25 protein-coding genes are annotated in these 24,662 nt (G+C 59.9%); 12 read left to right on the top strand and 13 right to left on the bottom strand.

Translation table 11 applies throughout. From position 1 onward, the window contains the following. Window positions 1–54 precede the first annotated feature (54 nt). On the bottom strand, window positions 55–1,368 hold the full coding sequence (locus ACXYMP_RS04305) for a glycosyltransferase family 87 protein (RefSeq protein ID WP_458904547.1): 1,314 nt from the start codon (window positions 1,366–1,368) through the stop codon (window positions 55–57). Between the two features lie 255 nt (window positions 1,369–1,623). Between ACXYMP_RS04305 and aspS the strand changes: the two genes are divergently transcribed. The 3 genes from aspS (at window position 1,624) to ACXYMP_RS04290 (ending at window position 6,201) form a co-directional block, all read left to right on the top strand. Further along, window positions 1,624–3,474, top strand: a complete 1,851-nt coding sequence (aspS, locus tag ACXYMP_RS04300) for an aspartate--tRNA ligase (protein WP_298568328.1) — start codon at window positions 1,624–1,626, stop codon at window positions 3,472–3,474. A 97-nt stretch (window positions 3,475–3,571) separates the two neighbouring features. Continuing rightward, on the top strand, window positions 3,572–4,957 hold the full coding sequence (locus ACXYMP_RS04295) for a DUF1800 domain-containing protein (RefSeq protein ID WP_458904545.1): 1,386 nt from the start codon (window positions 3,572–3,574) through the stop codon (window positions 4,955–4,957). Between the two features lie 17 nt (window positions 4,958–4,974). After that, window positions 4,975–6,201 carry a DUF1501 domain-containing protein gene (locus ACXYMP_RS04290; RefSeq protein WP_458904543.1) on the top strand — a complete coding sequence of 409 codons (1,227 nt, stop codon included), beginning with the start codon at window positions 4,975–4,977 and terminating at the stop codon, window positions 6,199–6,201. A 76-nt stretch (window positions 6,202–6,277) separates the two neighbouring features. On the opposite strand, the gene ACXYMP_RS04285 is transcribed toward ACXYMP_RS04290, so the two are convergent. After that, a complete protein-coding gene (locus ACXYMP_RS04285; protein WP_298568336.1) occupies window positions 6,278–6,460 on the bottom strand; it encodes a hypothetical protein in 183 nt (60 codons plus the stop codon). A gap of 139 nt (window positions 6,461–6,599) precedes the next feature. Next, window positions 6,600–7,319 (bottom strand): response regulator, encoded by a 720-nt coding sequence (locus ACXYMP_RS04280; RefSeq protein ID WP_298568338.1) that lies wholly within the window; start codon window positions 7,317–7,319, stop codon window positions 6,600–6,602. Between the two features lie 158 nt (window positions 7,320–7,477). Here ACXYMP_RS04280 and mce point away from each other — a divergent pair, with 158 nt between their 5' ends. The 3 genes from mce (at window position 7,478) to ACXYMP_RS04265 (ending at window position 9,058) form a co-directional block, all read left to right on the top strand. Next, window positions 7,478–7,882, top strand: coding sequence for a methylmalonyl-CoA epimerase (mce, locus tag ACXYMP_RS04275; protein ID WP_298568340.1), 405 nt, complete (start codon window positions 7,478–7,480; stop codon window positions 7,880–7,882). Next, the gene (locus ACXYMP_RS04270) at window positions 7,882–8,157 is read left to right on the top strand and encodes a DUF1467 family protein (protein WP_298568343.1); all 276 of its coding nucleotides are present in this window, start codon (window positions 7,882–7,884) and stop codon (window positions 8,155–8,157) included. Before mce ends, ACXYMP_RS04270 begins: the two co-directional genes overlap by 1 nt. Window positions 8,158–8,479: 322 nt before the next feature. Then, window positions 8,480–9,058 (top strand): hypothetical protein, encoded by a 579-nt coding sequence (locus ACXYMP_RS04265; protein ID WP_298568346.1) that lies wholly within the window; start codon window positions 8,480–8,482, stop codon window positions 9,056–9,058. Window positions 9,059–9,179: 121 nt separating this feature from the next. Here the strand turns inward: ACXYMP_RS04265 and ACXYMP_RS04260 are convergent, their stop codons facing one another. The 3 genes from ACXYMP_RS04260 to ACXYMP_RS04250 form a co-directional block, all read right to left on the bottom strand. Beyond that, window positions 9,180–9,890 (bottom strand): EI24 domain-containing protein, encoded by a 711-nt coding sequence (locus ACXYMP_RS04260; RefSeq protein WP_298568348.1) that lies wholly within the window; start codon window positions 9,888–9,890, stop codon window positions 9,180–9,182. Continuing rightward, on the bottom strand, window positions 9,887–10,465 hold the full coding sequence (locus ACXYMP_RS04255; protein ID WP_298568351.1) for a nitroreductase family protein: 579 nt from the start codon (window positions 10,463–10,465) through the stop codon (window positions 9,887–9,889). The genes ACXYMP_RS04260 and ACXYMP_RS04255 overlap by 4 nt, the downstream gene beginning before the upstream one ends. A gap of 77 nt (window positions 10,466–10,542) precedes the next feature. Next, a complete protein-coding gene (locus ACXYMP_RS04250) occupies window positions 10,543–11,655 on the bottom strand; it encodes a class II histone deacetylase (RefSeq protein ID WP_298568354.1) in 1,113 nt (370 codons plus the stop codon). 76 nt (window positions 11,656–11,731) lie between these two features. Between ACXYMP_RS04250 and ACXYMP_RS04245 the strand changes: the two genes are divergently transcribed. Then, on the top strand, window positions 11,732–11,986 hold the full coding sequence (locus ACXYMP_RS04245) for a DUF167 domain-containing protein (RefSeq protein WP_458904538.1): 255 nt from the start codon (window positions 11,732–11,734) through the stop codon (window positions 11,984–11,986). Here ACXYMP_RS04245 and ACXYMP_RS04240 read toward each other — a convergent pair. Genes ACXYMP_RS04240 through ACXYMP_RS04220 form a run of 5 tightly spaced genes read right to left on the bottom strand, consistent with a single transcriptional unit; the run spans window position 11,983 to window position 15,779 of the window. Beyond that, window positions 11,983–12,462, bottom strand: coding sequence for a DUF805 domain-containing protein (locus tag ACXYMP_RS04240; protein ID WP_298568360.1), 480 nt, complete (start codon window positions 12,460–12,462; stop codon window positions 11,983–11,985). The genes ACXYMP_RS04245 and ACXYMP_RS04240 overlap by 4 nt on opposite strands. A gap of 19 nt (window positions 12,463–12,481) precedes the next feature. Beyond that, entirely contained in the window at window positions 12,482–13,090 is a 609-nt protein-coding gene (gene plsY, locus ACXYMP_RS04235) for a glycerol-3-phosphate 1-O-acyltransferase PlsY (RefSeq protein WP_458904535.1), read from the bottom strand. After that, window positions 13,083–14,354, bottom strand: a complete 1,272-nt coding sequence (gene pyrC / locus ACXYMP_RS04230; RefSeq protein ID WP_458904533.1) for a dihydroorotase — start codon at window positions 14,352–14,354, stop codon at window positions 13,083–13,085. The genes plsY and pyrC overlap by 8 nt, the downstream gene beginning before the upstream one ends. Next, a complete protein-coding gene (locus ACXYMP_RS04225; protein ID WP_298568369.1) occupies window positions 14,351–14,824 on the bottom strand; it encodes a hypothetical protein in 474 nt (157 codons plus the stop codon). The genes pyrC and ACXYMP_RS04225 overlap by 4 nt, the downstream gene beginning before the upstream one ends. Then, entirely contained in the window at window positions 14,817–15,779 is a 963-nt protein-coding gene (locus tag ACXYMP_RS04220) for an aspartate carbamoyltransferase catalytic subunit (protein ID WP_298568372.1), read from the bottom strand. The genes ACXYMP_RS04225 and ACXYMP_RS04220 overlap by 8 nt, the downstream gene beginning before the upstream one ends. A 123-nt stretch (window positions 15,780–15,902) precedes the next feature. On the opposite strand from ACXYMP_RS04220, the gene ACXYMP_RS04215 reads away from it, so the two are divergent. The 5 genes from ACXYMP_RS04215 (at window position 15,903) to ACXYMP_RS04195 (ending at window position 22,788) form a co-directional block, all read left to right on the top strand. After that, window positions 15,903–16,703, top strand: a complete 801-nt coding sequence (locus tag ACXYMP_RS04215) for a uracil-DNA glycosylase (protein WP_298568374.1) — start codon at window positions 15,903–15,905, stop codon at window positions 16,701–16,703. Next, entirely contained in the window at window positions 16,700–17,302 is a 603-nt protein-coding gene (locus ACXYMP_RS04210) for a metallophosphoesterase family protein (RefSeq protein WP_458904530.1), read from the top strand. The genes ACXYMP_RS04215 and ACXYMP_RS04210 overlap by 4 nt, the downstream gene beginning before the upstream one ends. Window positions 17,303–17,311: 9 nt before the next feature. Next, entirely contained in the window at window positions 17,312–17,866 is a 555-nt protein-coding gene (gene moaB / locus ACXYMP_RS04205; RefSeq protein ID WP_458904528.1) for a molybdenum cofactor biosynthesis protein B, read from the top strand. Window positions 17,867–17,991: 125 nt separating this feature from the next. Continuing rightward, entirely contained in the window at window positions 17,992–19,458 is a 1,467-nt protein-coding gene (locus ACXYMP_RS04200) for an efflux RND transporter periplasmic adaptor subunit (RefSeq protein WP_458904526.1), read from the top strand. Between the two features lie 3 nt (window positions 19,459–19,461). Further along, entirely contained in the window at window positions 19,462–22,788 is a 3,327-nt protein-coding gene (locus ACXYMP_RS04195) for an efflux RND transporter permease subunit (protein WP_298568382.1), read from the top strand. Window positions 22,789–22,818: 30 nt separating this feature from the next. Here ACXYMP_RS04195 and ACXYMP_RS04190 read toward each other — a convergent pair whose 3' ends face one another. Next, a complete protein-coding gene (locus ACXYMP_RS04190) occupies window positions 22,819–23,886 on the bottom strand; it encodes a hypothetical protein (RefSeq protein ID WP_298568385.1) in 1,068 nt (355 codons plus the stop codon). Between the two features lie 27 nt (window positions 23,887–23,913). Continuing rightward, a complete protein-coding gene (gene greA / locus ACXYMP_RS04185; RefSeq protein ID WP_298568386.1) occupies window positions 23,914–24,384 on the bottom strand; it encodes a transcription elongation factor GreA in 471 nt (156 codons plus the stop codon). Window positions 24,385–24,662: the final 278 nt, after the last annotated feature.

Raw genomic sequence — 24,662 nt, 5'->3', positions numbered from 1 at the left:
CACATGGACATTTGCGCCAAGAAGGGCGCAAACCGCAGCAAGATTGCCACTGGTTCAGACCCTGACAGAAGGCGCATTGCCCCTGCGCGCAGCACCGCGACTGGTGGCAACCAAAGCCGCAACGATCGCGCCACAAATGCCGACATTCATCGCGACCTGCAAAAGAAACGTGGACGGATACAGGGCGAGCAGAAAATAGACTGGTAACGACAGACCCACACCGACGAGACCCAACAGTGGCACCACCCACCTCCGCCCACTGAATTCCAACAGACCCGGCAGCAGGAAGATCGGCAGAACGAGATAGTGCAGCCACCCCAGCGGGCTGAGAAACAGCGTCATCATCGCCACCATCATGATACGTAACCACGTCCGTTTACGCCGGCCGTGATCGCGTGTTGTGACGAATATCGCGATGGGGGACAAGATGAGAGCCAAGCGCATCACCCAGCTGACCCAAGCGGGCTCTGCGATGAACCCCGGATCGGGTTGGAGTTGGCTCGACGCACCATTGAACAGACTGCCAGCGCCGGTCAGAACCGCGTTGAGACTGAGGTTGATACGCGAAATCAAGACCTGGCCATCCAAAAGCGCGAGTTGACGCAGAAACTGATCGTGCAAGGGCCAACCCGTGACGGCGACCGAAGCCCCCGCCAGTGCAGCACCAACCGCAGCAAACCAACCCAGCGCTTTCCAGTCGCGCTCCATCAGAAATATCAGGGCAAACAGCGCGGGTGTGAGCTTGATCGCCGCCGCCAGCGCAAGTATCGCACCGGCGCGGCGCGGCTTGCCCTCTGACAACCACACAAAGCTTTGTAGCGTCAGCATCGCCACAAGAATTTGAGGTTGCCCAAGGTTCAATGCCAATTGTGGCGCGGCGCCAAAGACCACGAAGGGCAGCAGGATAAGGATCCATGCTGGCATCGACAGGCGTGTTGGCCTGACCAATCGGTAGCTGAGAAAAAACATCCAGACAAAACACCCGGCATAGATCGAAAGCCATGCGAGCCAGAAAAGCTTGAACGAGAGCACGCCTGCCATTGGCGCCAAAACAGCCGCCCAGATCGGTGGGTAGACAAATGGGGTCAGATACAATGTCGGGCTATCGAAGCGACTGATTTCACCCGCGGCCAACAGCCGCCACGCACGGGGATAGGCGTCGGGATCCCACAAAAACGCGGTCCCAATCGGGAAAATCTGATCGAACTGGCCATCGTGATAGAAGCGTGCCGCGAAATACAGTGCTGAGAGGTCCAGCGGCCACGTCTCTCGATAAGCGAACAAGACAAGGGCGAAGAAAAGGCTCAGAAACAGCTTGATGTATCTGCGATCCTTTTCAGGATCCAATGCCTGTGTGTGCGCGTTCATTGCGAATGCCCGTTCGAAAACCAATTACATGCTCATGACGACCTGATGTCACCAACCCTGGACGAATTAATCACCAAAGGGCACACGACTTGCCGCGTTCTTCTTGTTGATTTGTAGCCCGTCTGGCTTGTCGGACCAAGAAAATCATCACCACTCGGGCGCAAAATGGGGACCAATCGACCGCTTCGGCTTGACTTTACCCCTCAAGGCAGGTGTATCGGCGCGATACAAATAAACTGCTCTTGGGGGCAACCAATGCACGCTTTTCGCAGCCATACCTGTGCTGAACTGAACAAATCGAACGTCGGCGATACCGTCCGCCTGTCTGGCTGGGTCCATCGCATCCGCGACCATGGTGGTGTGCTTTTCGTCGATTTGCGCGACCATTATGGCATCACGCAGGTTTTGTGCGACCCCGACAGCCCTGTCTTTGCTGACCTTGAAAAGGTGCGGTCCGAATGGTGCATTCGCATCGACGGTAACGTGAAGGCGCGCGACGAAAGCCTGATCAATGACAAGATCCCAACCGGCGAGATTGAAGTCTTCGTGCGCGATCTGGAAGTTCTGGGCGCCTCGGAAGAGCTGCCGCTGATGGTCTTTGGCGATCAGGAATACCCGGAAGAGACGCGCCTGAAATACCGTTTTCTCGACCTGCGCCGCGAGGCGATGCAGAAAAACATGAAGCTGCGGTCGGATGTCGTTACCTCGATGCGCAAGCGGATGTGGGAATTGGATTTCCGCGAATATCAGACGCCGATCATCACGGCTTCAAGCCCTGAAGGCGCGCGCGATTTCCTTGTGCCGTCGCGTCTGCACCCCGGCAAGTTCTATGCGCTGCCGCAAGCCCCGCAGCAGTTCAAACAGCTGATGATGGTGGCGGGCTTCGACAAATACTTCCAGATCGCCCCTTGTTTCCGCGACGAAGACCCGCGCGCCGACCGCTCGCCTACCGACTTCTATCAGTTGGATATGGAGATGTCGTTTGTCACTCAACAGGACGTATTCGACACCATCCAACCAGTGCTGAAAGGCGTGTTCGAGGAATTCGGCGGCGGTCGCAAAGTCGATCAGGACTGGCCGCAAATCTCCTATAAGGATGCGGCGCTGTGGTATGGCACCGACAAGCCGGACCTGCGCAACCCGATCAAGATGCAAGTTGTATCCGACCATTTCCGCGGCTCGGGTTTTGCAATCTTTGCCAAGCTCTTGGAGCAAGAGGGCACCGAAATCCGTGCCATTCCCGCCCCCACGGGCGGGTCGCGCAAGTTCTGCGACCGCATGAACAAATTTGCGCAGCAAGAAGGTCTGCCCGGTATGGGTTACATCTTCTGGCGCGAAAAAACCGCCGATGCGGTTGCTCAGGAACTGGGCATTCCGGTCAAAGACGCGCAGGCCAAGCTGAAGTCCGGCGAAGTCGAAGGCGGCATGGAGGCCGCCGGTCCGCTGGCCAAGAATATCGGTCCCGAACGGACCGAGGCGATCCGCCAGCAACTGGGTCTTGGCATTGGGGACGCGGCCTTCTTCCTTGGCGGCAAGCCCAAAGCGTTTGAGCCCGTCGCAGGGCGCGCGCGCAACGTCATTGGCGACGAACTGAACCTTCTGGACCGGGACCGCTTTGCCTTCGCATGGATCGTGGATTTCCCGATCTTCCAGATGGACGACGAAACCGGCAAGCTGGACTTCGACCACAACCCCTTTTCGATGCCACAAGGCGGGATGGAGGCGCTGGAGGGCGACCCCTTGGCTGTGCGCGGCTATCAGTATGACCTTGCGTGTAACGGCTATGAGCTGGTGTCCGGCGCGATCCGGAACCACAAGCCCGAGATCATGTTCAAAGCCTTCGATCTGGCCGGTTACGGCGAAGACGAGGTGCGCAAGCGGTTCGGTGGCATGGTAAACGCCTTCCAATACGGCGCGCCCCCGCACGGTGGTTGTGCTGCCGGGGTGGACCGCATCGTGATGCTGCTGGCCGATCAGGAAAACATCCGCGAAGTGGTGATGTTCCCGATGAATCAGCGCGCCGAAGACCTGATGATGAACGCGCCCAGCGAACCGCAGAACGAACAGCTACGCGAACTGCACCTACGGGTCATCCCGCAAGACTGATCGCAGGCTCCGTCGCCAAGTCGGACAAATTCCCCTGTTCATAATTGACTTGCCCGTGCAGGATACGCGGGCAAGTTTTTTTTGCAGGAGACCTGGGATGAGTTTCGATCCCGAAATCGCTGCGGTTCGTTTTGGATTTGGACTTGGCCCGCGCAGCGCGCCAGTTCAAAGCACCACTGGAATGCTGGAAGCGCTACGCGGCGCAGATACGCAGGCGGCAATGCTGCCCATCCCCGGCTTTGTCGAAACCTATCCCGACATCCTTGAGATCCGCGGCCTTGGCAGGGCACGAAGGGCGGCCAAGGACAAAGGAAAGACTGACTTCGATGCGGCGCAGAAGGCTTTACAGGTCAAACGTCGCGAGATGCGGCGCAAACGGAATGCATGGTTCCTTGCCAGCCTCAGTCGCGCCAGCATGGCCGAAGACACTTTTCGCGAACGCCTTGTGCGGTTCTGGTCTGATCATTTCACAGTCATCGGCAAGGGAAACCAGTTCGAGTATCTCGGCACGACCTTTACTGAGGACGCAATCCGCCCTCATATCGCAGGCCGTTTTGCCGACATGCTGAAAGCGTCAAGCACGCACCCCGTGATGCTGTATTATCTGGACCAGTTCGCCTCGGCCGGCGAAAACAGCAAGCTGGCGCAGAAGGGCAAGCGAAGCCTGAACGAAAACCTTGGCCGCGAAATCCTCGAACTCCACACATTGGGGGTCGAGGGGGGCTATACCCAAACGGATGTGCGCGCGTTTGCCAACCTGCTGGCAGGCTTCACGCTCAAAAAGACCGGAAAAGCTGGCTTTGACCACAAAAAGGGCAATCCGGGCGCGGAAACCGTGCTTGGCAAAAGCTATGGCACAACGACACCTCGGGTCGAGGATGTGATGGAAGCGCTCGACGATCTGGCGCGTCACCCGGATACGGCGCGCCATATTGCCCGGAAGCTCGCTACGCATTTCGTGGCAGACACCCCGGACCCCGATCTGGTCGCACAAATTGAGCAGGCCTTTCTGGCAAGTGACGGCGATCTTGTGACTGTTTATGAGGCGATGCTTGACCACCCGGCTGCCTGGTCGCGCGATCTGCAGAAGGTCAAACAACCCTTTGATTTCGTCGCCAGCAGCCTGCGCGCATTGGACGTGTCCCACGAGGCGCTTGAAACGCGAACCCCGAAAGAACGCAACCTGATGTTGCTTGGGTCGCTGAAATTGATGGGGCAAGCCTGGGGACGACCAAGTGGCCCCGATGGCTGGCCAGAAGACGCACGCAACTGGATCACACCGCAAGGATTGGCGGCGCGCATACAATGGTCGATGACTGCGCCGCCTGTGCTGACCACCCCCCTACCCGACCCGCGCGAATTCGTCACGACCGCACTGGGCAGCCTTGCCGGGGACACCACGCTTTTCGCCGCGCGGGCCGCTGAAACCCGCACAGAAGGTGTCGGGATGATCTTGTCCTCGCCTGAGTTTCAGAAGCGCTGATGGAAAGGACGACCCGCATGACCGTTCAAAGCCCCCCCACCCGTCGGCAGTTTCTGGCAAGGGCTGGTGCGCTGGCTTGCTCACTGGCCGCCAGCCCCTTGATGACGCCGATCAGCTTGGCGGCAACGCCGGGAGATCACCGTTTGGTCGTGATCATCTTGCGCGGCGGCATGGATGGTCTGGATCTTGTGCGCCCGGTTGGCGACCCCGCTTTCGCCGGCCTGCGCCCGACGATCATTGGCGACAAGAAAGGCCTGCCGCTTGACGGGTTCTACGAACTTCACCCCTCCGCAAAGGGCTTGCATCAGCTTTGGACGCAAGGCGAGCTGTCTTTTGCCCACGCCGTATCGACGCCTTACCGCGACAAGCGCAGCCATTTCGACGGGCAAGACATCCTTGAAGCTGGCGTCGGAAAGGATGGTCGCATCTCGGATGGGTGGTTGAACAGGTTGGTTCAGACCATGCCAGAGGCTCAATTGCGAACGGCTCTGGCGGTAGGACGCGAAGACCTGTTGATCCTGAATGGGACAGCCCAAGCGACGGGCTGGTCGCCCGAGGCGTCGTTGACCCTGTCGCCAGCCACGCAAGTTCTGCTTGAACGGATGCACAAGTCCGATCCCTTGTTTTCCGTATCCCTGCACGAGGCCATAGATTTGGCAAAACGATTGGACAATTCGCAAGACCCAGATGACACGGACGACCCGCAGCAGATGATGATGCAATCCGTGCAAGCGGCCAATCGCAGGGGCGGAATAGAGGCCATCGCCAAGTTTACCGCCGACATGATGCAAGAAGACACGCGCATCGCGTCTTTCTCGATCACCGGTTGGGACACACATGTCTCGCAGGCGGGCAGTTTCGCGGGTTCTGTGCGAAAGCTGCAAGCCGCGATCATGACGTTGAAGTCAGAGCTGGGTGACCTCTGGGGCAAGACCACGGTCATGGCGATGACCGAATTTGGGCGCACGGTTCGGCAAAATGGCAGCAGGGGCACAGACCATGGAACCGGCGGGGCGGTGGTTATGGCCGGCGGCGCACTGCGTGGCGAGACCGTGCACGGCACATGGCCCGGCTTGGACGAAGCAGACCTTTATCAAAGGCGGGATCTGATGCCGACTGCGGATATCCGACTTTATGCCGCATCTGCGATGCAGGGGCTATTCGGTCTGGACAAATCCGAACTTGAGCAAACGATCTTCCCCGGTTTGGATATCTCGGATGGCCTGCCCAGCATCCTGCTATAACAAAACAAGCGCGCGTTAGAAAAAACGCGCGCTTGAAAGTTTGCACCGCGGGTCCAGGCGGCGCTATGGTCGGCGGTTAGCCAGCCAAAGGACGTTGATCAATCACTTCTGTTGTCGCATCGGCTCGGGGCTTAGTTTGCTCGGCTACTGTAAGAAAAACGGCCACGGCCATCATGCCAGCACCTGCAACCAAAACAGTCCAGTCGATCACGGCATTACCAAACTCGTCATCTGCAAAACGCTTGATCAGCTTTTTCATCGTTACTTCCTCGTTAAAAACGTTCAGACCACCCCGTCCTCAGGTCTTTTTCTGGCAGTCAATTTGGGCGGAAATGAGGAAGCGCGCGGCCAATTTCATGCCCCACCGGGGGTAATACGGTGGCGTGTGGCGCAACGCTTCAGAGCATCTGACGCGCCGCCAGCCGTTCTTGCAGCATCCCAGCTACGCGGGCCAGGTCAGAGCCTGTTCCACGCCCTTCAGCACGCGCGCGCGCCAAACATTGGGCCGCATCTTCCAGCGATGGGTCGTGCGCGCTACGCGCCAGACCGCCAAGAAACTGTGCCACATAGTCCTGTGTCGATCCATCGACGTCATTACGCATGAGCTCGGCCACATGGGAAAGGTCATCCTGAAAGGCCATCTGATCGGGTTCGACCATTTCTTGCGGCAAGGCACGCGGGGCGACCGGGCCCTCTGCTGCGGGCAGGACGGACATGATCGACTGCTGGAACACCGCCAGGCTTTCGACCGGCTTGGCCAAAAACCCGTCGGCGCCTGCGCTCATAGCGGCATCGCGTGTGGTTTCATCGCCGCTCATCCCCAACAGGACAGGCACCCGAATGACATCGTTGGCAAGTTCCCCAATCAGGTCAGCGCCAGAACCATCCGGCAACCCCATATCGACGATCACGATGGAGGGACGATAGACCCGAAGGTGACGATGGGCCGCGCACAGGCTGTCGGCCCGCCGAATGCGCGCACCTGATCGTAGACACAAGAGCCGGATAGCCTCGGACGCAAATCGGCTGTCTTCGACGACAAGCACGGTCAGTCCTTGCAAAGGACGGTCAGCACTTGGTGGCTGGGTCATCATGAATTGTTCGAGGTCATCGCTCATCTGCCTCTCCTTTCACGTCCCAAGGTGCGTCAAAACTGCCTAACAATCCGTTAAGCGGCCAAGCGGCAGTGTGACTTTTTTCCATGCGGCACCGCGGCGCTTGCCGAAGTGGATGAAGCCCGGCATAACCAGCCCAGCACAAGATAGGGAGAATTGACATGATCGGACGTCTGAATCACGTGGCCATTGCCGTGCCGGACCTTGACGCAGCTGCGGCGCAGTATCGCGACACGTTGGGGGCCGAAGTCGGTGCGCCTCAGGACGAACCCGACCACGGCGTCACCGTTGTGTTCATCACCTTGCCAAACACCAAGATCGAACTGCTTTATCCATTGGGGGATGCCAGCCCGATCGCTGGTTTTCTGGAAAAGAACCCCGCCGGCGGCATTCATCATATCTGCTACGAGGTGGACGACATCCTTAAGGCACGTGACAAGCTGCAAGCGGAAGGCGCGCGCGTGCTGGGGACCGGAGAGCCCAAGATCGGCGCACACGGAAAGCCCGTGCTGTTTCTGCATCCCAAGGATTTCAACGGCACGCTTGTCGAGCTGGAGCAGACCTGATGTCAATCACCGCCGCCATCGTTCTTTATGTTGTCATTTGGTTCGTTGTTATGTTCGTCACCCTGCCAGTGCGTCTGCGCACACAGGGCGACGAAGGCGAGGTCGTGCCCGGCACCCATGCCGGCGCGCCCGCGAATTTCAAATTGGGTCGCACGATGGTGATCGTCACCATCATCACCACCGCCGTATGGGCTGTGGTGGCTGGGATCATCGTATCGGGCTGGATCTCCGTCGAGGATCTGGACTGGTTCGACCAATACGACTCGCCTACCTAGGCACGATCACCTCGTCCAGTCCGGCTTATCCTGCGCTTTTCAGGCATTTGCCCACACCCTTATTCGTGAAGCACACGCTTAGGCTGCGCTTTTCTGCGCGGCGCGGCGATCTGACGCAACCTATGAACGATTCATATTTTATTCGTTTATAAACAGCGTATTAATGAGATTTCTGGCGCCGGTTTTTTCTCCTCCCTTCTCATCTTTGCATTTTGCAATTCGCATTTTGAAAAGTTTCACCCCAACTATCTAGTGAGGAAAGCGGAAGACAAACCTGCTCTCCTCGTCAGATTTAAACGCCTTACTTGAGGGGGTAAGAAAAATGATTTCCAAAACCACAGCACTTGTTGCACTTCTATCATCTGGCGCAATGCTCGCCATTGCCGGTGGGCCCGCCGCTGCGCAGACCCGCTGCACCATCGCAACGGCTGAGAGTTCGCTTGAGCCAAGCAATCTTTGCGAATGCGAGATCGTGACACCGGGTATGGTGTCGTATATTCAGCGCCATCCGGATTTCGTCTATGTGCTTGAGCAGACGACCGAAGAATGCCCGGCCTTTGCGAAGGTCCTTGGCAACATGCCAACCGCAGCATCGGCAGAAGAAAGGGAAAGCCGCGACAAAACCGACGGCATGAAGGTGATCGGCAAGGACGACAAACCGCCCAAAAAGGACCCAAGCAAGAAAGATCCGTCGAAGAAGGATCCATCCAAGCCTGACAATGGCGGCGGCGACACTGGTGAACCCGGTGGCGACACCGGTGAGCCTGGCGAAGAAGCGGGTGGCGACAACGGGTGTCACGAAATCGGCGGTGAAGGAGGGCAAGTTTGCCCGCCGGAACATGTCGGCGATACCGGGGAATGCGGTGCAGAGGGGTGCAAACCCAAGCCAAGATCCAACTAAGGGTTCCGCCGACATTCAGGCGAAACCCACCCGGACAGAGCCAAACATAACTGGAAAGAGCGCGCCCCGTGGCGCGCTCTTTTTTGCGCCCGATGAAAACCCGTTGAAAAGCCTTTCGCGGTCAGATCTCACCCGCGCCGTTTGCGCGCGTTGAAACGCGGTGGAACATATGTGTGAAGGTCGCCGCCCCCAAAATAGGGATCAGCAGGTTCACCAGCGGGATCGACAGCGGAATGGCCATCAGCGTGCCTGCCAACCAAACCTGTAGATTGTGGCGCGCGCGCAAACGGTTGGCCTCGGTGCGACCAACACGGCGCATGGCGGCCATCTGAAAGTATTCGCGACCTAGCAAATACCCGTTCACGACCCAGAAAAGGACCGGTGCAAAGGGGCCGACGAAGAAGAACAGGATCAATGCGATCAAGTTCACACCGACGATCACCCCAAAGAACCCCAGACTGTCGCGAACGGTTTCCAGCATCGGAACGTCCGGTGCAGGTGGCAATTGGGGATAGTGGCGGGCTTCGACGGCGTCTGCGACCTCGTCCAGAAAAATGCCTGTGAAGGCACCAGCTACAGGTACCATCAGCACCACTGACAGAACGATCATCACAAGAACGGACGCCCACAACGCCAAGCCGTCCACCCATGACACGTCGCCAATGAACGGCAAGCTAAGCGTGTCGGGCACCAAGAACCCCACCAACCATGTCATCACGAGCGTGACGCCAACCAGCAAGCCAACTGTCAGGGCGAGCCCCTTCATCAGCACATTACGAAACCGCGGGTCAGTCATTTGACCGACCGAGCGGAAGAAATCGTCAAGGATCATGTCGATACCCATTCGGTGATGGTGGCCAGATCCGGTCGCGGGCGCTCTGGCGGTGGGCTTGTTTCGGTGCCGATGTGGATGATGCCGGCAACGGTTTCGTCGTCTTGCAGCCCCAACCCTTCGCTCAGAAAAACCCGGTCGTGACTGATCCAACCCGACAGCCAGTTCGCACCCCATCCCGACGCCAGAGCGGCGTTCAGAAGCGACAAGCAAACCGCGCCAGCGGACAGGACCTGTTCGATCTGTGGCACCTTGGGGGTTGCGACGGGCGCGGATACGACCACAACCGCCAAAGGGCTGTCGGCAAAGGCTGACTGCGCTTTCGCGATCTGCTCAGCTGGTTCATGCAATGCCTCACCCCGGACGCCGACAAGTTCCACCAGCCGCCCCATCGCGCCGCGTTCAAGCACGATGAACCGCCACGGCTCGAGTTTGCCGTGATCCGGGCTGCGCGCAGCCGCGGTCAGGATAGGTTCAAGCGCCTCTCGGTCAGGCGCGGGTCCGGTCAGCGTTTTCGCAGGTCGCGAGCGGCGCGTCAGCAGGAATTCCAGCGCAGCTTGGTTGCGGTCGGGCATGGTTTTGTCCTTGATCTGGCAAAATGCAGGCGTGGGGAACATGTCGGGTGTCGAGAGTGGCGCGTCAAGATGTTACGTCACTTAACATTAAAAAAATCTCGCATCTCGGTTATCAGGTCCGAGTAGACGCGCACCATTCTGTCATTTGGCTGGCTCGCGGCGAAATTCTCGGCCAATGGGTCGGCAGCATGAATGCCGGCCTCTGACATCTCCTCCAACACAGCATGGCCGCAAAATGGCACATAGGATTCGGAATAACCGCCTTCATGGGCCATCATCAAACGCCCGTCGCAAAGATCGCCAGCCAGTTCCATCACCATGCGTGTCATCTGCCGAAACGTATCGGCGGTCGCAAGCATACAAGACAGCGGATCGTTCACCGCCGCGTCATAGCCGCAGGCAATCACGATCACATCGGGTTCATGGGCGCGAATTGCAGGGTCGACGATACGCTCCATCACCTCAAGATACGTGGCATTCCCGGCCCCCGGTGGCAGTGGAATGTTCATATTCGCGCCCGCCCCAGCGCCCTCCCCTCGGACATCCACATCCCCCGTGTCGGTTGGATAGTTCCGTTCCTGATGGATCGAGATGGTCAGAACGTCAGGGTCTTCGATAAAGATCGCCTCAGTGCCATTGCCATGATGCACATCCCAATCCAACACCACGAACCGCTTGGCCAACCCCTTCGCCTGCGCGTTGCGGATCGCAATCGCGAGGTTTGCAAGCAGGCAGAACCCATTGGGAAACTCGGGAAGGCAGTGATGGCCGGGCGGGCGCGACAAGGCATAGGCATTGTCCAGATCGCCCTTTAGAACGGCCTCTAGCGCGGCTACGGACAACCCCACCGATAGGGTCGCAATCTCGTATCCGCCCTGCCCAAACGGGGTGCGCAAACCCAGTTCGCCGCCACCCGTGTCAGAGGCGCGCTTGAAGGCGTCAAGAAAGGACGCCGGATGCACCCGCGCCAGCATCTCGCGATCAGCCTCGGCCGCCGATTGCGTGCGCAGCGCGCCCAACAAGCCGGTCACGTCCATCAGGTTTTTCAGCCGGCGCTTGGTTTCCGGGTTTTCAGGCAGCCCTCCGGCAGCCAGCGGCTGCACCAAACCACCCACCGGCAGTTTGCCCGCATAATTCCCACCCGAATGCCAAAAGCATTTTTCGTCCCAGAAAAAGCCGGTCTTGTTCATCACGCGCACTCCTGTTTTGCAGGCAGAGTGACCCAGCACGCTTGCATCGTCCAGCCCTGCCCGACAGGATGGCGCCATGAAGAAAGGTGACCTGTCCCATTTGGCAAATCCCGGCGCGCTTTTGGCGGTCCGCGTCACACCCAAAGCCGCGCGCAATCAGGTCGATGCACGCGGGGATCAGCTTTACGTCTCTGTCACGGCCGTGCCCGAGGACGGCAAGGCCACGAAAGCCGTGATAAAACTGCTGGCAAACGCCCTTGGCATCGCAAAACCGCGCCTCGTTTTGACACAGGGCGCGATATCGCGAGACAAGGTTTTTCGGATCGATTAAGCCTCGTCGCGAACGCGCGGAATTGAGGAGGCTGCAAAGTCGCCATCTGCGTCGCCACCACCGTCACCACCGTAGCCCTCCCCACCAAGGGGGTCATTGCCAAACCGGTTGGGGCCATGCGTGCCTTTGCCGGCGAACCAGACGACCAGGATGATGAAGCCGACCAAGGGGATCAGGAACAGCCAATACCACCAGCCACTGCGATCGGTGTCATGCAACCTACGAACAGCGACCGAGATCGACGGCAAGAAGGTGGCTAGGCCGAACAGACCGGACAGGACCGGCGTGTTTGTTTGGGCTTCGAACCCGCCGTCATAAGTTGTCACCGTGCCAAACAGAACGCTGTCAACCATGCCCAGCAGCAACTGCCCCGCAAACACGAACAGCACGAACCACCAGAATTCCGACCGCTGGGCGCGGCCTTGGAACGTGACGTATTTTGAAAAACACGTCCGAATTGACTCCATGAAGCTCATATCTGTCCCCCTGTCCGGGCTATTTTTTTCCCCCGATGCGGGGTTCATCCCCGGCAATCAGTCGTTCGATGTTCGCGCGATGGCGGATGAAAATCAACAATGCAAGTGCGATTGACAGAACTGCGTAGCTCGTAAGGCCCAGCAATATCGCCCAGATCGGAGACAGTGCTGCAGCAGCCAGTGCCGCCAGCGACGAAATGCGAAACAGCAGGGCGACCACAAGCCATGTGGCACAGGCAGCCAGCCCGACGGGCCATGCCAGCGCCAGCATCGTGCCCAGCCAAGTGGCGACCCCTTTACCGCCCTTGAAGCCCAGAAAGATGGGGAAGCAATGGCCCAGAAAAGCCGCGAAACCTGCGATCTGTGCCGCATCATCCGCAAACAACGCCCGCGCAATCAACACCGCTGCCGCCCCCTTGCCTGCATCCCCCAGTAGCGTCAGCAAGGCGGCAGGCTTGTTCCCGGTGCGCAGCACGTTCGTCGCTCCGATGTTGCCTGACCCGATCTGGCGCAAATCGCCCAGCCCGAACAGGCGCGCCATGACGATGCCAAAGGGCACCGAGCCGAGAAGGTAACCCAAGGCCGCGACCACCGCGAGCACGGGCAGCGAGGTGATCAGCTCAGGCATCGTCACCTCCGAACACGCGTTCGCCACCGACCCATGTGCCCAGCACGCGCCCCTCCATCCGCGTGCCGTCAAACGGCGTGTTCTTGGATTTCGAGTTCAGTTTGAACCGGTCCAGCACGAAAGGGGCGTCGGGGTCGAACAGAACCAGATCTGCGGGCGCGCCTTGTGTCAGTTCTCCGCCCGGCAGACCAAAGCGGCGCGCGGGGTTCAACGAAACGGCCCGCCAGAGCGTCGGCAGGTCAATCAACCCGGCATGGACCAGACGCATAGCAGCGGGCAGTAGGGTTTCCAACGCGACTGCGCCCGACGCGGCCTCTTCAAACGGCAAGCGTTTGCTTTCTTCGTCCTGCGGGGTGTGCATGGACGAGATAATCTCGATCAAACCTGTCGCCACGGCATCGGCCATCGCCAGCCGGTCATCTTCCGACCGCAGCGGGGGTTTGACCTTGAAGAAGGTGCGATAGTCGCCCACGTCCAGCTCGTTCAGCGTCAGGTGGTGAATGTTGACCCCGGCGGTCACATCCAGCCCCGCCGCCTTGGCCCGTTCCAAAGCTGGCAACGCATGCGCTGTGGACAGGTTGTCGACGTGGTAGGCGACGCCGGTCATCTCGACCAGCGCCAAATCGCGTTCCAGCCCCATCCGTTCGGCCATCGGGCTGACCGCTGGCAAGCCGCGCAAGCTGGCGAACTTGCCCGAGGTCACGGCGGCCCCCTTCGACATGTTCGGGTCTTGCGGGTGGCCGATGATCAACGCGCCCAGGCTGCGCGCATAGGTCATCGCGCGGGAATACACCTTGTTGTCGGTGACGACATGGTCGCAATCGGTGAAGGCCACCGCGCCTGCGTCCAGCATGAACCCCATCTCGACCATTTCGCGGCCTGCGCGGCCCTTGGTCAGTGCGGCCATGGAATGCACGTTCACTGGCGCCACCTGGCTTGCCCGACGCGCGACAAAGGCCAGCGTTTCGGGCGTGTCGACGGCTGGCGTCGTGTCGGGCCGGATCACCATCGTCGTGACGCCCCCCGCTGCCGCCGCCAGCCCCGCACTGCGGAAACTTTCCTTGTGACGTTCGCCGGGTTCGCCGATTTTCACGCCGATATCGACGATACCGGGCGCAAGGCATTTGCCGCCGCAGTCGATCACGGTGCCATCCTCGCCCGCATTTACACCCGAGATCACACCGTCTTCGATGGTCAGACTGCCCAGCGCGTCCGTGTCCATCTCAGGATCAATCAGGCGCGCATTGGTGAAAGTCGTTGTCATACAGTGTCCCCCATCACGCCCCGCGCGCGGTCAATCGCGGCTTGGGTGGCCTTGGTGTCGGCCTGGTATTTCATCATGTATTTGTCGCCCATCGTCGTCACCACCTGAGCGGCCGAGAATATGGTGTTCACCTTGGCGATATTGCCCAGCAGGATGGTTCGATTGCCCGGTCCAATCAGCCGCCGGTTTGTCAGATACCATGTGAACCCCACCTGTTCGCGCGCCACATAGACCCCGCGCACGGCGATGGCGGCGACGGCCCCGACCACACCGGTCCAGGCATGGGGATTGCCCATATAGATCAGGATGCCAGACATCAGAACGGACCCCAGCGCAGCCAGCAAGACGTGCTCTTTCACATAGGTGGTCAGGTTGCCGGAGAAGCTTTCGATCAGCCGCTCGCCCGACTCAAGCGCAGGGCCGGTCTGGCTTTCCAAACGGGGTTCCAGTTCGAAGTCATGCTCAGACATAGACACCCTCGGGCTTGGCGGCACGGTCGGCGCGCAGGTTGCGGGCCAGAAGGTCCATTGCGGCCATGCGCACGGCGACGCCCATTTCGACTTGCTCCTGAATGACCGACCGGTTGATGTCGTCTGCAATGGTGCCGTCAATCTCGACCCCACGGTTCATCGGACCGGGGTGCATGACGATAGCGTCGGGCTTGGCATGGGCCAGCTTTTCAGCGTCCAATCCGAAGCGGTGATAGTATTCACGTTCGGACGGGATAAAGCCGCCGTCCATCCGTTCACGCTGAAGACGCAGCATCATCACGACATCGGCATCTTTCAGACCCTCTTCCATGTCGTCATAGACCTCGACCCCGAACTGGTCGATTTGGGACGGCATCAGCGTTGGTGGGCCGATAAGGCGCACGCGGTTTTCCATTTTGCCCAGCAGGATCAGGTTGGAGCGCGCCACTCGGCTGTGGGCGATGTCGCCGCATATGGCCACGGTCAGGCGATGCAGCCGCCCCTTCTCGCGCCGGATTGTCAATGCATCCAACAGCGCCTGCGTGGGATGTTCGTGCTTGCCGTCACCTGCGTTCAGAACCGCGCAGTTCACCTTTTCGGCCAACAGGTTTACCGCGCCCGAATGGGGGTGACGCACCACCAGCAAATCCGGGTGCATCGCGTTCAGTGTCAGTGCCGTATCAATCAGCGTCTCGCCTTTTTTGATCGACGACGCCTGCATTGCCATGTTCATCACGTCCGCACCCAGACGCTTGCCAGCAATCTCGAAGGAGGCCTGCGTGCGGGTGGAGTTTTCGAAGAACATGTTGATCTGCGTCAGCCCGGCCAGAGCGTCAGATCGTTTCTGCGCAGAGCGGTTCAGATCCACATAGCTGTCGGCCAGATCAAGAACGGTTTTAATCTCTTCGGGGTGAAGCTGTTCGATCCCCAAAAGATGGCGTTGGCGGAATGTCATTTGGGCCTCCGTCCTGTGGTTAGGTGCTTATAGGATCGGGGGGCGGGCGCGTCCATCCCTTCTGCGTCTGATTGGCACAACAGATCGTTTACCTTCCTTGCGCGCGCACTTAGGCTATACCCCATGGAATCGGCACAAGACTGGCATAGCGCGAAGGCGCTTCTGGAGTGGTATATCGAACTGGGCGCGGTAGACGCGATCGGGGATGAGCCAGTCGACCGCTATGCACTGGAACCAACCCCGCCAAAACCCGTGAAAGTGTCGCCAGATAGCCCCGCTTCTGCGACCCCGACGAAACAAACTGCTGCACCCCAAGCGGACCATGTCGCATTGGCAAAACAGGCGGCGGCGGCGGCCGGTGATCTGGAGGCATTGCGCAGCGCTATCGAGGCCTTCGAAGGCTGCGAGTTGAAGCGCGGGGCGCGCAATACGGTGATCGCTGATGGCAACCCCGCCGCCCGCGTGATGATCATCGGCGAAGCACCCGGCCGGGACGAGGATATCGCGGGCAAGCCTTTCGTCGGGCGCGCCGGGCAGCTTCTGGACAAGATGTTTGCCGCGATCGGCATGGGGCGCGACGCCCCCCTGTCGAAAGATGCGATCTATATCACCAACGTCATGCCGTGGCGCCCACCCAACAACCGCGACCCCAGCGCTGACGAAATCGCGATGATGACACCCTTTCTGGAACGCCACGTGCAACTGGTTGCGCCGGACCTGCTGGTCCTGATGGGCAACACGCCGTGTCAGACGGTGTTGGGGCGCAAGGGCATCCTGCGGATGCGTGGCAACTGGGATCAGGGTTGGGGCAAGCCCGTCATGCCGATGACGCACCCGGCCTATCTTCTGCGCAACCCTGTCGCCAAACGCGAGGCTTGGGCGGATCTTCTGTCCATTCGGGCCAAGCTGCGAGACTTGGAATGAAGATCCTCGCCTTTTCTGACCTACATCTTAGCACGCTGGCGGCCAAAAACTTGCTCAAGGCGGCTGAAGACGCGGACTTGATCCTTGGCTTGGGTGATTACGCCCATCAGCGCAAAGGGCTGGCTGAATTTGTCGCCCCATTCGCCAATTGGGGCGCGCGGGCCGTATTTGTGCCCGGCAACAACGAAACCGATACCGAACTGCGCGCCGCCTTTGCGGGCAGCGACGTGACCATCTTGCACGGTGAAACGATCACGATTGACGACGTGACCATCGCAGGCATCGGCGGCGCCATTCCGCCACCCCCTTCGATTCCGTGGCAGTCATTTGACCTGACCGAAAACGAGGCGCATGCGATGCTATCCCCGATTGAGCACGCCGATATCCTGATCTCTCACTCGCCACCAAACGGCGTGGCTGATCAGCACTCTGAATTTGGGGCTTTGGGATCATATGCGGTGCTGGATGCGGCGAAGCGTTTGTCACCGAAGTGGCTTCTGTGCGGTCATATCCACGACGCTTGGGGTGCACGCGGCCACATCGGCACGACGCAGGTTTGGAACCTCGGCCCCACGCCCAACTGGATTTCACTTAGTTAGGATCAACACATGTCCCACATCACGCCCGACGCCGCCGCCACCCGTGACTTCATTCCGGTGCGTATCGCCGTGCTGACGGTCTCTGACTCGCGCAGGTTGGACGAGGACCGATCCGGCGACACTTTGGTCGCCCGGCTAGAGGACGCGGGCCACATTCTTGCCGACCGAATGATTGTCCGCGATGAACGCGGCGACATCGCGGATCAACTGCGCGCCTGGTCGCTGGACCCCGACATTGACGTGGTCATCTCCACCGGCGGCACGGGGCTGACGGGGCGCGATGTCTCGGTCGAAGCGCATCGCGATGTCTATGAAAAGGAAATCGAGGCATTTTCGACGGTGTTCACCATCATTTCGATGAACAAGATCGGAACCTCTGCGGTGCAAAGCCGCGCCACTGGCGGCGTGGCCAATGGCACCTATCTGTTTGCCCTGCCCGGCAGCCCCGGTGCGTGCAAGGACGCATGGGACGACATTTTGGTTCACCAGTTGGACTACCGCCACATGCCATGCAACTTCGTCGAAATTTTTCCCCGTTTGGACGAACACAAGCGACGGAAATGATCCACCAACGCGTATGAAGCGTAACAAACTTGCAGGTCGGGACATGCCAAACCTGTGACCATGCGCCTCTTGCCCCGGTTTCACGGGGCGGTCAGGATGCGCGAAGTGCAAGACGGAGTGACAGCATGCGATTTCTGGGCCGAAGCCTAACAGGGCTTTTCCTTTTGGCCGCCACCATCGGCCTTCTGGCCATCGCCGTCAGCATGGTCAACTCGGCCTTTAAAGCCCGTGCCGAACGTGACAGCGCCGAACCTTCGGCCCGCGAGCGCGTGTTTTCCGCCAACCTGGTCACGATCACACCCGAAACACTTACCCCGATCATGTCAGCCCATGGCGAGCTTGCATCGCGAAGGGCGCTCGATCTGCGCGCGCGTGCAGGCGGCACTGTGGTCGACTTGTCCGAGGGGTTTGAAAATGGCGGACGGGTGCAGGCCGGACAGCTGTTGTTGCGCATTGATCCGACAGATTTTCAGGCCGCCCTTGATCTGGCCAAAACCGACCTGACGCAGGCCGAAGCCGAGCTGCGCGACGCCACCGCGGCGCTTGAACTGGCGCGCGACGATCTGGCCAATGCGCGGCGGCAGGCCGACCTGCGCGAAGCCGCGCTGACCCGTCAGAAAGATCTGGTCCAGCGTCGCGTCGGCACAGAGGCAGCCGTGGAAACAGCCGCCCTTGCTGCATCGGCAGCGCAGCAGGTGGTGTTGTCCAAGCGACAAGCCGTGATCACAGCCGAAGCGCGCGTATCAACCGCCGAGGCCACGCTTTCGCGCCGCGAGATCGCATTGAACGAAGCCGAACGTCGGTTGGCCGAAACCGAGATTCGCGCAGAGTTTGCCGGGACGCTGGCTGATGTCAGCGTTCTGCGTGGCGGCGTTGTGACCGCGAATGAAAAACTGGCACGACTGATCGATCCAACCAACCTAGAGGTCAGCTTTCGCGTGTCGGCGGCGCAATATGCGCGCCTGCTTGGGGATGACGGCGCGCTGGCCACAACCTCGGTCACTGTGCGGCTGGATGCCACCGGGGTGAACCTGACCACAAAGGGACAGATCGCGCGTGAAAGCGCCGATGTCGGGGACGGGCAAACCGGGCGGCTGATCTTTGCCACACTGGCCCCGGCCCCCGGTCTGCGGCCCGGCGATTTTGTGACCGTCGAAGCCACCGAGCCCGCCTTGCCAAACAGTATCCGCCTGTCCGCGTCAGCCCTGAATGCGCAGAACGAGGTGCTTGTGCTGGGCGAGGAGGATCGGTTGGAGCAGGCAAAAGTCGAGCTTTTGCGACGCCAAGGCAATGATGTGATCATTCGCGCACCCGGTCTTGCAGGGCGCGAAGTTGTCACGGAACGCAATCCGGCCCTTGGGGCAGGTATCCGCATCCGCCCCGTGCGTCAGGGGGTCGGAATCGCCCCCGAAGCCGAAGCCGAAGCCGAGATGGTCTCGCTTGATCCTGACCGTGTGGCGTTGTTGCGCAGTTTCGTCCAAGGCAGCTCGCGGATGCCCGAAGCGGCGCGTGACCGCATTCTTGAACAGTTGGAAAAGGGCATATTGCCCGCAGAAACGCTGGAACGGCTTGAAAGCCGGATGGGGCAATAAGCAATGGGACGCGGTCTGGGCCTTCTTTCCTATTTCACCCGTCACGCCACCTTGGCGAACTTGCTTTTGGTGGTGCTCTTGGCGCTGGGGCTTCTTTCCTATCCCAAAATGCGTGCGCAGTTCTTTCCCGACGTGGTGATCGAAAGCGTATCGATCACCACCAACTGGCAAGGCGCCGGGGCCGAGGATGTGGACGAAGCGATTGTCCAGATCATGGAACCCGCCTTGCTGGCCGTTGAAGGCGTCGAAAGCGTCAACTCGCGCGCTTTTGAAGGGCGTGCCAGCATCACGATGGAATTCGAACCCGGCTGGGATGTCAGCCGGGCCGCTGATGATGCGCAGGCGGCGGTGGATGAACTGACGGACTTGCCCGAAGACGCCGACATCCCCCAAGTGCGACGCGGGGCATGGCGCGACAGTGTGACGGATGTGGTCATCTCGGGTCCGGTCGGTATTGAACAGTTGGGCCGTTTCGCGGATGAAATGGTCATTCGCCTGTTTGAACGCGGTGTGACACGCACGGGGATCCGTGGGGTTGCAGCACCACGAACGGTGATCGAGGTGACCTCAACCTCGCTGATCAAACATGACGTGACGATGGCCCAGATCGGCGCGGCCATCGCAGGCGAGGTCTCGGCTGATCCGGCAGGCGATGTTGCATCGGGGGCGGCTCGCGTGCGCACCGGTATCGCCAAACGCAACGTGGATCAGATCGAGGCGATCGTGCTGCGCCCGAACCCGGACGGGTCGAACCTGACCATTGGCGATGTCGCGCAAGTGCTGGTGGAAGGTGTTGACCGCGACCGGTCCTATTTCGTCGGCGACGATCCGGCGGTTGCGTTGAATGTATCACGCTCGGCACAGGGCGACGCGATCCGCATGCAGGAAATTGTCGAAGAGATCCGCACCGAAATGCTGGCCAGCCTGCCCGAGGGGGTGAAAATCTCGCTCGTGCGCACGCGCTCTGACCTGATCACCGCCCGGCTTGAAATGTTGCTTGAAAACGGCCTTCAGGGTCTGACGCTGGTGCTTTTGCTGCTGTTTTTGTTTCTGAACGCGCGCACTGCTCTGTGGGTTGCCGCTGGTATTCCGGTGGCGATGACCACCGCGATTTTCTTGATGTATATGTCCGGGCTGACGCTGAACATGATTTCGCTGTTCGCGCTGATCATCACACTGGGCATCGTTGTGGATGACGCCATTGTTGTGGGCGAACATGCCGATTTCCGGGCGCGGCGGCTGGGCGAATCCCCCTTCAACGCCGCCGAAAACGCCGCTCAGCGTATGTTTCCGCCGGTATTCTCTGCAACGTTGACCACCGTCATCGCCTTTTTCGGGCTGACGGCAATCGGCGGCCGGTTTGGCGACATGATCGCCGACATTCCCTTTACGGTGATCGTGGTGTTGGCCGCGTCGCTGGTGGAATGCTTCCTGATCTTGCCGCACCACATGGCGCACGCGCTGACCCACACCGCCAAAGAGCACTGGTATGATTGGCCATCACGTCAGGTCAACAAGGGCTTTCGCTGGGTGCGCGACCATGCATTCCGGCCGCTGATCGGGTTTGTCATCAAGGCGCGCTATCCTGTGATGGCCGCCACCATCCTGATCTTGGCAAGCCAAGCCTCGATCTTCATTCGTGGCGACCTGACCTTCCGCTTTTTCAACGCTCCTGAACAGTCCTCTGTAACCGGCAATTTCGCCATGGTGTCCGGCGCGACCAAGCAAGACACCCGCGAGATGATGGCCATTTTGCAAGATGCCGTGGAAGACACCGCCGCGACTTATGAGGCAGAATATGGCCGCAGCCCTGTTGCCCACGCTCTGGCCCAGATCGGGGGCAATGCCGGGCGCGGCTTGTCGGGCGTGGACGCGAAAGACACCGATCTTCTTGGTTCGATCTCGGTCGAGCTGATCGACGCGGACCTGCGCCCCTATAGCTCGTTCGCCTTTGTCGGCGCGCTGCAAGAGGCTGTCGCCCATCATCCGTTGCTAGAGGTGCTGTCGTTCCGAGGGTCGCGCTATGGGCCGGGGGGTGACAGTCTGGATGTCGATCTTTACGGCGCCAGCTCGGACCAACTGAAAGCGGCTGCCGAAGCGTTAAAGACGCAACTGGTGGCTTTCCCCGAAATCTCGGCGCTTGAGGATAGCCTGGCCTATGACAAGGAAGAGCTGATCCTGGATCTGACCGCGCAAGGTCAGGCGCTTGGGTTCACCATCGACGGGTTGGGCCGCGTGCTGCGCAACCGCCTGAACGGGGTCGAGGCCGCCTCTTATCCCGATGGCACCCGCTCTGCCGAGATCCGCGTCCAACTGCCCGATAACGAACTGACCTCTGATTTCCTTGAGCGCACGCAACTGCGCACCGACGCGGGCGCCTATGTGAACCTGTCGGACCTTGTATCGGTCCGCTCGCGCACCGGATTTGCCAGCGTGCAGCGCGAAAACGGCATTCGTCTGGTCAGCGTCACCGGCGACATTGACGAAGGTGATCCGGCCCGCGCCGAAGAAATCCAACGCACCATCGAAACCGAGATCCTGCCCGCGCTTGCGCAGGACCATAGCATTTCATTCCGACTGGGCGGGTTGGCAGAGCAACAAAAAGAGTTCATGACCGATGCGCGCACCGGCCTGATCCTTGTGCTTCTGGGCATCTTTCTGACGCTCGCCTGGATCTTCTCAAGCTGGACGCGACCGCTGGTGGTGATGGCGATCATTCCCTTTGGTCTGGTCGGGGCCATTGTCGGCCACGTTCATTGGGGGGTGCCCTTGTCCATGTTTTCGGTCGTGGGATTGATCGGCATGACGGGGATCATCATCAACGATTCCATCGTTCTTGTGACCACGATCGACGAGTATGCCCGCGATCGAGGGCTCGTGCCCGCGATCATCGACGGGGCAGCGGACCGTTTGCGGGCCGTGATGCTGACCACTATGACAACCGTTCTGGGACTAGGCCCCCTGCTTTACGAGCAATCGCGACAGGCGCAGTTTCTGAAACCTACCGTGATCACACTGACCTATGGGTTGGGGTTTGGTATGGTGCTGGTTCTGGTGGTCGTGCCTGCGCTGGTTGCCATGCAGGCTGATGTGGGCCGCATGGTCCACGCCTTGCGTCGCATGATGCGCGGGCGCCACCGTGGCGACCTTGGAGCTGCCGTTTGGCTGGTCGGCGCGGTGGCGCTGGCGATGGTGGCAACCTTTGTGGGTTCGGTTCTGATCTGGGGCCTGTCTGTCCCGACCATTGCAGGCTTCGTCGGCCTAAGCGCCGCACTGGCACTGCTTGGCTATGGTGTTGGGTTTCTGGGCCTGAGGCGCAAGCGCGCTTGACCTTGTGGCCTGCGGACGGTCGGGCGTGGGTCAGTCGAAGGTGCCTGCCACGCGCCCCAGCAACATGAAGGCCCGCGCGGTGCGCGTGTCGGCCAGCGCTGCGATATCCGCGTCCGAGGCGTTCTTTTCAAACTCCGCAAAGGTTTGGTCAAAACGGCGCAGAAAGTGATGCGTTGCGTCCCGGAAAATCGGGTCTTTCTTCATCCGACCCGCACTGAGCGCCAGCGAGGACCTGTCGCGCACTCCGCCCAAAGCGGCAACGCTGCGACCCCGTTCGCCGGTTGCGAATTTCCGCCAGATCTCCGGACGGGCACGGTCGGGGCGCAGGTCATCCATATAGATGCCATCCTGCGACAACAGCGTTAGCACATCTTGCGAGGCCTGCACCAAGCCTGCCACCTGACGGTCCTGAAGCGCACGGCGCAGGGCGCGAAACCCATCTGCATCCTCGGCGTTCTCGGGAAAATGGAGCGCGCGGATGAAGTCTTCGATCGACAGTGGGGGGGCTATGTCCTCTAGCGGGGTGCCAAGGGCAAGGCTGGTCTGGTCCGCACCTGCTTCCGCTTGTTTCACCGGCAAAATGGCGGGGTTGCCTTGCAAGGGCGTCGGGTTGGCCAAAGTTGGCATGCCGGGCCGGATCGACGTGAAGGTCGTCAGCGCGGTTTCCGTCTTGCGGCTGACCTGCGCGATCTCTTCCAGCTTTTGTTCCACCTTCGAGGCCTGCGCCGGCGTGCCGCCGAAACCCTGCTGTTGCTGGATATAGGCCGACCGCATCGCATCAATCGCAGATTTCAGCCGCGCACTTTCTTCGCGCATGATCCGGGCCGACCGCATTGCCGCGACAGCAACCCAGATCACCGCGACCGGCATCACGATCGCCACCACTGTCATGACAAATCGCAACGGGTCTGAAAGACCACCGGGGCTACCTTCGCCGACCCCCATCACAAGAAAAAACAGCACACAACCGACCAGCCACAACGCAGACAGCACAAGGCCGATCACCTCGCCCGCGCTCAGCGATGGGACCTGCGTGTTCTGTGTGCCGACACGGCCCGTCCCCAAGCTGGAGGCATCATTTTTCGGGTTTGCGCTCATCTTGCCTGTCTCATCTGAGCCATTCGATCAAATCCATTCGATCTTCAGGATCTCATAAGCCTTCTCGCCACCTGGGGTGCGCACTTCAACACTGTCGCCTTCTTCCTTGCCGATCAGGGCGCGCGCCAAAGGCGACTTGATATTAAGCTTGCCGCTTTCGATATCCGCCTCGGGTTCCCCGACGATCTGATAGGTCTTTTCTTCGTCCGTGTCTTCATCAACGATGGAGACGGTCGCCGAAAACTTCACGGTGCCAGACAGGGTCGTGGGGTCGATGACTTCGGCCAGTGACAAAGTGCCTTCAAGCTCTTTGATCCGGCCTTCGATGAAGCTCTGCTTTTCGCGGGCAGAGTGGTATTCAGCATTCTCGGACAGATCGCCGTGCTCGCGCGCTTCGGCAATTGCCTTGATGATGGCTGGGCGTTCCTCGGATTTGAGGAATTTCAATTCGTCATTCAGCGCGGTGTGGCCCGCGCGGGTCAGCGGTATCTTGTCCATGAAATCTTTTTCGTCGTTCAAGTGGCCATTGCACGGCAGGCATTGGCAGGGTTGCTATCGTCTTATCTGGTCGCCACTCGCGCGCAATGCACCCGGCTGAGCCGAAAATCTAGCAAACGCGCGGAATTTGCAACGATCTTGTTTGAGGCGACCTTCGGTAGGCGTCATCCGAACCGCTTGACCAAATGTCAGCGCAAACACAAGCGGAATCGCCCAAAATCGCCTGTAACGTCTTATTGTAACGCCGTGTCGCAATTGACCCGCACGATGTGCCAAGC

The sequence above is a fragment of the Aliiroseovarius sp. CAU 1755 genome, assembly GCF_054482655.1.
The sequence above is the reverse complement of the archived record's forward strand: the minus strand, read 5'-3'. Positions and strand labels throughout refer to the sequence as shown.